We start from the raw sequence: 8,370 nt of genomic DNA, 5'->3' as shown, positions 1-8,370 counted from the left end.
CTACCATAGACTGTAGGTCACCTAAGGTCGAGTCGGCTTCTATTGCCTGGAGATGCTCACATTCATCGCCATACCCCATTGTATTGGGCGGAGCCAGGAACGTCTCAGCAAAGAACGCAAAATAAGGTACACCATTGGCTTGTACGTATTTTTTGATGGCTCTTAGCGGATCGTAATAGTCATCGATTATAGCCGGAACCCCTTCTGGCCGCATCTGCACATGTGCCATATCGCCCCGCATAAAATCGAAGTTATAGGCTCGCTGGCATTCACTGACTTTACGGCAAAGGTATTCCCAGGCTGGCTTATTGGGCTGATTAAAATCAAGCTCCCAGTTTTGATTATTATCTTTTGATTCGTAAAACTTATACCGCGCCAAAGGACCAAACACCCGCGACATAGACTCGGGTTTATCGAACGCATACTGATACCATATCTGACCATAATCATCAATGGTGTACTCATTTTCGTCAATATGCAACCCACGGTACGGCGGCCCCATGGTCATGGGCAAGGTTTCGAAACCCAGCGACACAAGATGCCGTATCAGGGCGATCCGTCGATTTAAACGACCAGTATAGTCGTGCGGATTTCCAAATAGAATCTGTAGCCGTTGGTTTTCTGTCAGAATAGCAATGTCTTTCGAAAAGAACGTGTCTTTGCTAAAGGTTAACGACGTACCGTCTGCTGCACCACGAAACTTCAGAAATTGCCAGATGGCTTCTTCTACGTAGCGATATACGAAGCTCGAGTGGTTGGCGAGTCTGGCGGGCTTACCTGATTTTTCGTCCCGCTGTACCCACTCGAATAAACCTGGGCAAGCCAGCACCATCTCGGAGAAGCGATCGGTATGTGGAATAACGTCCATTCCGACCGTACGCCCCATAGCATGGAGCAGATTGGTTACTACTTTTAGTTGCTTTTCAACTGAGTCGAGAGCGGGTACGAAGCGAGCCAGTTCAACATCGAAAAATTCAGGATTAATTTGCCAGCTTACCATGCCGTACAAGCTTCCCACTACGCCAGGTTCCCAAATTGGCAACAAATGAAGGCTGTCATGACAGGCGGGTAACGTAAGGGTATAGTTGATGACATTCCAGAACGACCCGATGGTTCGTACATTAATACCAACCATGTTACTCCGTTTGAGCCAGGAACTATCCAGATGATTTTTTACCGGACTTTCGATCGTTTCAGCGGGATTTAACGCCCGACGTAACGCATCATTACCTAGCCGCTTATGCAGTATCTCGAGGGTCTGGTAGACCGAAAACCGTACCGCATCCTGAGGAAGTAAATTAGGAATATAGGTGTGGCGCCCAGTCTGATACGTATTGATATATACAGCATGCTGCTGATACCATCTGGATTGCAGGTCGGCTATAGATTTTGGCATACGGCAAATGTACCTTATTCAACAAAAAATAAATACATATTTATTTGTCATATAAACAGGGTTTACTTCTTTACCCAACAACCTGAATTTTTACCACAAGCTTTTCCTGTTTAAGGTTACATGATAACGTAGTGTATAAATTTAACTAATACGTTTGTAACACCTTAAGCCGATTATTTTTATTGACTCGAATGTGCGGATTACTGATAATATGAAACAGGGCACCACTCAGAATCAGCCCCCCCACAACAGGTAACGTATTACGATAAAATCCGCGATTATTCACAACATCAGCAACCAGATAAACACCTCCCGCAATCGGGAAAAGTGTTCCAGCTGCGGTTATAAATGGAATTCTTCGATGAAGATAAATTTTCTGTAGCTCATTGAGTCGGAACGTAACAGGTTCATCGCGGTTCATAACTTCGTTGGCCATCAGCACACTAAAGGTACTATCCGTTACGTCATACAGCTCTTCGCGGTATTTTTCACCCCGCGCTTTAAAATGCATTTCGTCGCCCACAAAAAAACGATACCGCCGAAACCCACCAATTGTATGGTTTACATCCAGAGCGAGATAGCGGGAAGGCCGTAACAAAGCTGAGTAAGCGGTTCCTCTACGTTGTAATAACTGTTCAGTTGTGAGTGTATCCTGCGGCTGTGCCCAGGCAATTGAACTGAGTAGCATACAGACTAAAAATAACCGGAAAGTAGCTATCATACGGTAGGTAGGTTTACTTATTCTATAATTCAAAACGGATAGCTTTGTTTCTATCCATCGACCAAAATGGGTGTTTTTAAATGACTTTTAACAAATGTCGGCTACTAAATACAGAAAACCGGCCCTGATAGAGTCGGTTTTCTGTATTTAGCTGGCTGGATTACACGCTATTGATTCTTGATTGAATCCTTAACAGCCTCTCTATAATCCTTACGCGCTGAGTCGAGTTCAGCCTGTTCATCTTTTACTGACGAATCGCCTTCGGCCTGCGCTTCCATAACGTCTTCTTTTTTGTCCTGGACTTCCTCTGCCTTGTCGGAAGGTTTTGAGCTACAACTTATCTGTGTAGCAGCACATACAATGGTGAACGCCAAAGCGCCGATTAATTGCTTGGTTTTCATGATAAAAATTTTCGTTTGAGAAAGTATACCTGCACCGCTCCTATATATGAAGCCATGTTACTATCAGTAACAATCCAGATCATTCTATGGACTGAAAAGCTTATTTAGTGGTACTTGTCTACCTTTGCGACTATGATTACAGCAAACCAGCTCAGAACCTTCACAGAACAAATTTTTATAGCGATCGGCTGTTCAGAAACCGATGCGCATCTGGCCGCCGACGTACTGGTCAGCGCCGATTTACGAGGTGTAGACTCGCATGGTGTGGCACGCTTGCCCGGCTACGTCCGCCTTTATGATATTGGTCGATTAAATCCGCAACCCCATATCCACATCGTTCATGAAACGCCCTCAACGGCTGTTGTCGATGGCGACCGGGGTTTGGGTCTGGTTGTCGGTCCCTGGGCTATGCAGGTTGCTATCGAAAAAGCACGTACTGCCGGAACGGGTTGGGTAGCTGTGCGAAATTCCAACCACTTCGGTATCGCCGGGTATCATGCATTACTAGCCGCCGAACAGGACATGATTGGCCAGGCTATGACCCACGCAGCACCACTTGTTGCCCCCACCTTCTCGCTGGATAAACTTCTGGGAACGAATCCAATCGCCGTAGCCATTCCTGCTGCTACTGAGCCAACCTTTCTGGCCGATTTTGCCTCAACAGCAGTTGCTTACGGTAAGCTTGAGATTTTACAGCGAAAAGGCCAGGACATTCCACCAGGCTGGGCGCAAAACGCCGAAGGCCATCCGACTACTGATGCGAATGCGATACGTAATGGGGGAGCTTTATTGCCACTCGGCACCGATCGCGAGCATGGTTCGCACAAAGGTTATGGCCTGGGTGCTGTTGTCGATATTTTTTCAGGGGTTCTATCCGGGGCTAACTATGGGCCGTGGGTACCTCCTTTTGCAACAGCGGGTTTCATGCAGGCAAATGAGGGCGTTGGCGCGGGTACCGGGCATTTTTTTGGTGCCATGCGTATTGATGCGTTCCGGCCGGCCGGCGAATTTAAAACCCACATGGACACCTGGATTCAGCGATTCAGGCAGGCAAAGGCTGTGGAAGGGCAGCGCGTACTGATTCCGGGCGACCCAGAGCGTGAAATGGAAGCAGAGCGCCTAACTAATGGTATTCCAGTGCTGGAGCCAGTTATCAAAAGTCTGGAAGAACTGGGCCAACGGTTTGGAGTTAATTTGTAATCGTCTTCACTTTTAACGTAGCATAGCGCTACAGACCACGTAACCGAGGCTAACTTTGTTGTTACTGGCTACATTATTGCTACGTTATATAAAACAAACCCATATGAACTACCGTAAACTCGGCAAAACTGGTTTTGACATTTCAGAAATTAGCTTAGGCACCTGGCAAGTCGGTGGTAAATGGGGTGCCCCTTTCAGCCATAGCAACGCTGATCATATTCTCAACGAAGCCGTGGATGCCGGTATTAATTTCATCGATACGGCCGATGTGTATGGCGACGGTGAAAGTGAGAAGGCAGTCGGGCGTTTGGTGCGCTCCCGATCTGAACGGATTTACGTAGCGACAAAATGTGGGCGTCGGCTACAACCGCACACGAATGAAGCCTATCAGCCATCGGTGCTACGTGCTTTCGTCGACGACAGTCTACGTAACATGGGTCTGGAAACGCTCGATCTGATTCAACTGCATTGCCCACCTACGGAGGTTTATTATCGCCCCGAAATTTTTGAGGAATTTGATCGTCTAAAAAGCGAAGGTAAGATCCAGCATCTTGGCGTTAGTGTTGAAAAAATTGAAGAAGGTCTAAAAGCGATTGAATTTCCGAACGTAACGACGATACAAATCATCTTCAACATGTTCCGCCAGCGCCCTTCTGAGCTATTTTTTACAGAAGCCCAGCGTCGCAACATAGGCCTCATTGTTCGTGTACCACTAGCCAGTGGACTCCTAACCGGAAAATTCCATGCTGATACGTCTTTTTCGTCAGAAGATCACCGGCATTTTAACCGCGATGGTTCCCGGTTCGATAAAGGCGAAACGTTCTCAGGCGTAAATTATGAAACAGGTCTGGCCGCTGTTGAGGAACTACGTAGCGTTTTCTCCACGGACAGTAACTTAGCGCCAGATGCCTTGCGCTGGATTCTGATGTTCGACGCTGTTAGTTGTATTATTCCCGGCGCTTCAAAACCCGACCAACTCATATCTAACCTGGAAGCCACTAAACGCCCCGCACTTACGCCCGAACAGATGGTCGCCGTAAAACGTATCTACGACGAACGTATCAAAAATCCCGTTCATTACCTCTGGTAGAGAAGACAGGCGATATAGTTTACTTGGGAAAATAAACCTGAAAACCTAAATTGATATTTAGTGCTTTCGGAAAGTTCGGAATCAAACTACTTGCCCCACCCCCGATCAGCGAGCTTACTGACCCTGTATTACCTCCCGTGTAGCTCAGTGCAAAATCAAAACTAACCGACTTATTTATAAAGAAGGCTAAACCGCCGGTTGCACTGTAGAGCGCATCGGTGTTAGAATTTGAGCCGCTACCTGATGCCGACGAGTTAATTACGCCTATCGAACCCCCTAAATAAGGTTTGACCTGAGATGGCCCTATGTAATACCGCAGGAAAGGAGCTAAGCCAATCTGAGTAGCACTTGCTCCTCCTGAGCTAACATGAAAAAAAGGAATTCCGGCCCCTACCGCTAGTCCGTTACCCACAAACCAGCCATAGGTTGGCTGAAGGCTGATGATTGTACTAGAGTTTCCTGAGGTTGGAATAACAATATTACCAACCTGGACACCGGCCAGACGGCTACCCTTTTCTGTTTGTGCCATTGTGATTGATGATAATCCAATAAGCATCACTAATAGCGGAAAGAAGACTCTCTTCATAGTTATTACATATTAAATCGGTATAACAATAACTATACAAAATGGCACATAGTTTATAAAAATTATAATCGAAATACCTTATAAGGTTGAATTAATAGTGACACAAAGACTATATAGCTGTTAAGATTATTGCTACCAATAAATGCTTTTTTGTAGATACCGGACCTACACGGCTTACGTGGCTCTCAAGCGTTAATTAACCGATGTATGCTGGTTTCTTGTTTATCTTTCAGGTAAATAATTAGGCTGCACATTATGCATTCTAGCTTTGCGATGTTTTATTTGCACAACTAGCATCGAGCCGGTATTATATTTGGCCATTCCGCTTATAGAAAATATATTGTTGCATGAAGAAACAGAATAACAAACAGTCGCAATCACAGAAACTCAACGGAATGACACAATCCCAGGGGCAGACTTCTGGGAAATTTTCATTCACAAATTATAAAACAGAGAATTTTTTCGATGAAATGTTTGCCGACGACGAAAACGTAAGAGCTGGTTATCAGCCCTTTCGAGAGCGTGTCGAACAGCTTACACAAGAAGATTTCATTAGACGTCAACACGCAGCGGAGCGGGCTCTGATGAGCATGGGTATTACGTTCAATGTCTACGCCGAAGGCGAGGGTACCGAACGTATCATGCCAATTGATATCATTCCACGGGTAATTGAATCGGCCGAGTGGAATCGTCTTGAAGAAGGGCTGATTCAGCGGATTAAGGCGCTGAATCTGTTTCTTAACGATGTTTATAACGAGCAGAATATTTTGAACGATGGGGTGGTTCCCCGCGATTTAATCGAATCCAGCAAATCGTTTCTGACACCCTGTTTAGGAGTCAGGCCCCCCAAAGGAATCTGGTGCCACATTACCGGAACCGATCTGATACGGGGTGATGATGGTCAGTTTATGGTACTCGAAGATAACCTTCGTTGCCCGTCGGGAGTATCTTATATGCTCGAAAATCGTGAGCTCATCAAGCAGACTTTTCCTGAAGTACTGTCTCAGACGGGTGTACGGCCCGTTTCGGATTACCCTACCCGACTGCTTCAGATGCTCCAGTTCATCGCCGACCGTCCGAATCCCACTGTAGTTGTACTAACGCCGGGGATTTATAACTCTGCTTACTTCGAGCATTCCTATCTGGCCCAGCAAATGGGAGTTGAGCTGGTGGAAGCGCGTGATTTAGTCGTTTCAGGTGGTTACGTCAAGATGCGTACAACCAAAGGATTCCAGATTGTAGACGTAATCTACCGGCGTATCGATGATACGTTCCTGGACCCTCAGGCCTTTAATCCGGATTCCCTGATTGGTGTGCCTGGTATATTTGACGTCTACAAAAAAGGGCGTGTGGCGCTGGCCAATGCGCCTGGTACAGGCGTCGCCGATGACAAGGTGATTTACGCTTACGTACCACGTATCATCAAGTATTATTTAAACGAGGAACCTATTATTCCCAACGTACAAACATACATCTGTCGCGAAGAGGAAGATTGCCGCTACGTACTGGATAACATTGAGCAATTGGTCGTTAAAGAAGCCAATGAAGCAGGTGGCTACGGAATGCTGATTGGCCCCAAGGCGACGCCGGAAGAACACGAACTATTCCGAAGAAAAATTCAGGAAAACCCACGTAACTACATTGCTCAGCCCACTATTTCTTTATCGAGAGTTCCCTGTCTCGTTGGCGACCATGCCGAAGGGCGTCACGTCGATTTGAGGCCTTACATTCTCTATGGCGATGGTGTCAATGTCATTCCAGGCGGCTTAACGCGCGTTGCGCTACGTAAAGGTTCACTTGTGGTTAACTCCTCTCAGGGAGGGGGAGGCAAAGATACCTGGGTATTATATTAATAAGTGGGCAGCCGCCAACGGTCAGGAGTTAGTTGACTGTGTTATTTTCGCGGAAGCGATTGACTGGGGCCAACGGCTTTTTAAATACACTTTTGTCCGCATAAATCGTTGTAGATAAAAATATAGATTCTATGCGGCTGATTTATACAATTGGGCTTTGGGGGCTTTTACTGGGTATGGTATTATATCCTACACTTAGTCAGGCAACCCACGTACGAGCAGGTGAAATTACGACAAGACGGATTTCCCAAACCTCGCTTACTTATGAAATAACATTCACGGCTTATTTCGATGAGGTTAAAGGAAAACCGGCAGCTGATCAGGCAGAGACGTATCCGGCACTCTGCTTTGGCGATGGTACTTCAGCCGAAGTAAAACGCCTTCCCAGGACGTATATCAATGGTCGTACCTCCTCCATAAATGTGTATAAAATTGTTCATACGTACCCCGGCCCAGGTACGTACACAATCAGTATAACGGTGCCCAACCGAAATAAGGATACGCAAAATCTGCCCCCTGCTGCTAATTCAGATCAACTTCGTTTCTTTATTTCTACAACGATCTACATCAATGCAGCGCTGCTGACCAACTCAACGCCGGTCATGCTCAATCCACCCCTGGATTCGGGACGAGTCGGTCAAAAATTCTGTCATAACCCGGCCGCTTACGACGCCGATGGCGATAGTCTCGCTTTCCGGCTTAGCGTTCCCGCAACGAGCCTAACCGATGCAAGTTGTACCGGCCGCCCAATTCCCTCCTATCAGGACCCGACTCAATTTAGTACGTCCAGTGAAGTGGGAGGAGCCCCCACTTTCTCGATCAACCCCACCACCGGTGAACTCTGCTGGGATGCCCCCGGACGGGAATGTCAGTATAACTTCGCCTTCATTGTCGAAGAATGGCGCAACGGTGTACTCATCGGTGAGATCACCCGCGACATGCAGATTTTCGTCACGGATTCGCCCAACAAACGCCCCCTGATCAACCCCATCCCCGACCTGTGCGTGGAAGCGGGTACGCTGATCAACCAACCCGTCACGGCCACTGACCCCGACGGGAACCGGGTGATCATTACCGGCTACGGGGGCGTCTTCAACGTAGGACCGGATGGAGCGGCTCTGCC

The 8,370-nt window shown here is 47.1% G+C and carries 7 protein-coding genes and 1 pseudogene; 4 read left to right on the top strand and 4 right to left on the bottom strand.

Features of this window, described 5'->3' with window-relative positions; all coding sequences use genetic code 11:
• From ACOJS8_RS07370 to ACOJS8_RS07360, 3 genes are all read right to left on the bottom strand, one after another.
• Positions 1-1,396, bottom strand: a 1,396-nt coding sequence (locus tag ACOJS8_RS07370) for a hypothetical protein (RefSeq protein ID WP_420147897.1), incomplete at its 3' end; no start/stop codon positions are given.
• A gap of 145 nt (positions 1,397-1,541) precedes the next feature.
• Positions 1,542-2,117, bottom strand: coding sequence for a hypothetical protein (locus tag ACOJS8_RS07365; RefSeq protein ID WP_420147896.1), 576 nt, complete (start codon positions 2,115-2,117; stop codon positions 1,542-1,544).
• 167 nt (positions 2,118-2,284) lie between these two features.
• Positions 2,285-2,518, bottom strand: a complete 234-nt coding sequence (locus ACOJS8_RS07360) for a hypothetical protein (protein WP_420147895.1) — start codon at positions 2,516-2,518, stop codon at positions 2,285-2,287.
• A 132-nt stretch (positions 2,519-2,650) separates the two neighbouring features.
• Here ACOJS8_RS07360 and ACOJS8_RS07355 point away from each other — a divergent pair, with 132 nt between their 5' ends.
• Both ACOJS8_RS07355 and ACOJS8_RS07350 read left to right on the top strand, forming a co-directional pair.
• Positions 2,651-3,718 carry an Ldh family oxidoreductase gene (locus ACOJS8_RS07355; RefSeq protein ID WP_420147894.1) on the top strand — a complete coding sequence of 356 codons (1,068 nt, stop codon included), beginning with the start codon at positions 2,651-2,653 and terminating at the stop codon, positions 3,716-3,718.
• Between the two features lie 103 nt (positions 3,719-3,821).
• On the top strand, positions 3,822-4,808 hold the full coding sequence (locus ACOJS8_RS07350; RefSeq protein WP_420147893.1) for an aldo/keto reductase: 987 nt from the start codon (positions 3,822-3,824) through the stop codon (positions 4,806-4,808).
• Between the two features lie 19 nt (positions 4,809-4,827).
• On the opposite strand, the gene ACOJS8_RS07345 is transcribed toward ACOJS8_RS07350, so the two are convergent.
• Positions 4,828-5,337 (bottom strand): hypothetical protein, encoded by a 510-nt coding sequence (locus ACOJS8_RS07345; RefSeq protein ID WP_420147892.1) that lies wholly within the window; start codon positions 5,335-5,337, stop codon positions 4,828-4,830.
• Between the two features lie 452 nt (positions 5,338-5,789).
• Between ACOJS8_RS07345 and ACOJS8_RS07340 the strand changes: the two genes are divergently transcribed.
• Both ACOJS8_RS07340 and ACOJS8_RS07335 read left to right on the top strand, forming a co-directional pair.
• Positions 5,790-7,247 (top strand): circularly permuted type 2 ATP-grasp protein, encoded by a 1,458-nt coding sequence (locus ACOJS8_RS07340; RefSeq protein ID WP_420147891.1) that lies wholly within the window; start codon positions 5,790-5,792, stop codon positions 7,245-7,247.
• Positions 7,248-7,378: 131 nt separating this feature from the next.
• Positions 7,379-8,370, top strand: a pseudogene (locus ACOJS8_RS07335) (gliding motility-associated C-terminal domain-containing protein); the annotation flags it as partial.

Origin of the sequence: Spirosoma sp., from assembly GCF_048594605.1 — a bacterium.
Classification (GTDB): Bacteria; Bacteroidota; Bacteroidia; order Cytophagales; family Spirosomataceae; genus Spirosoma.
Note: the sequence above shows the minus strand (reverse complement) of the source record. Positions and strands in the feature narration are given on the sequence as shown.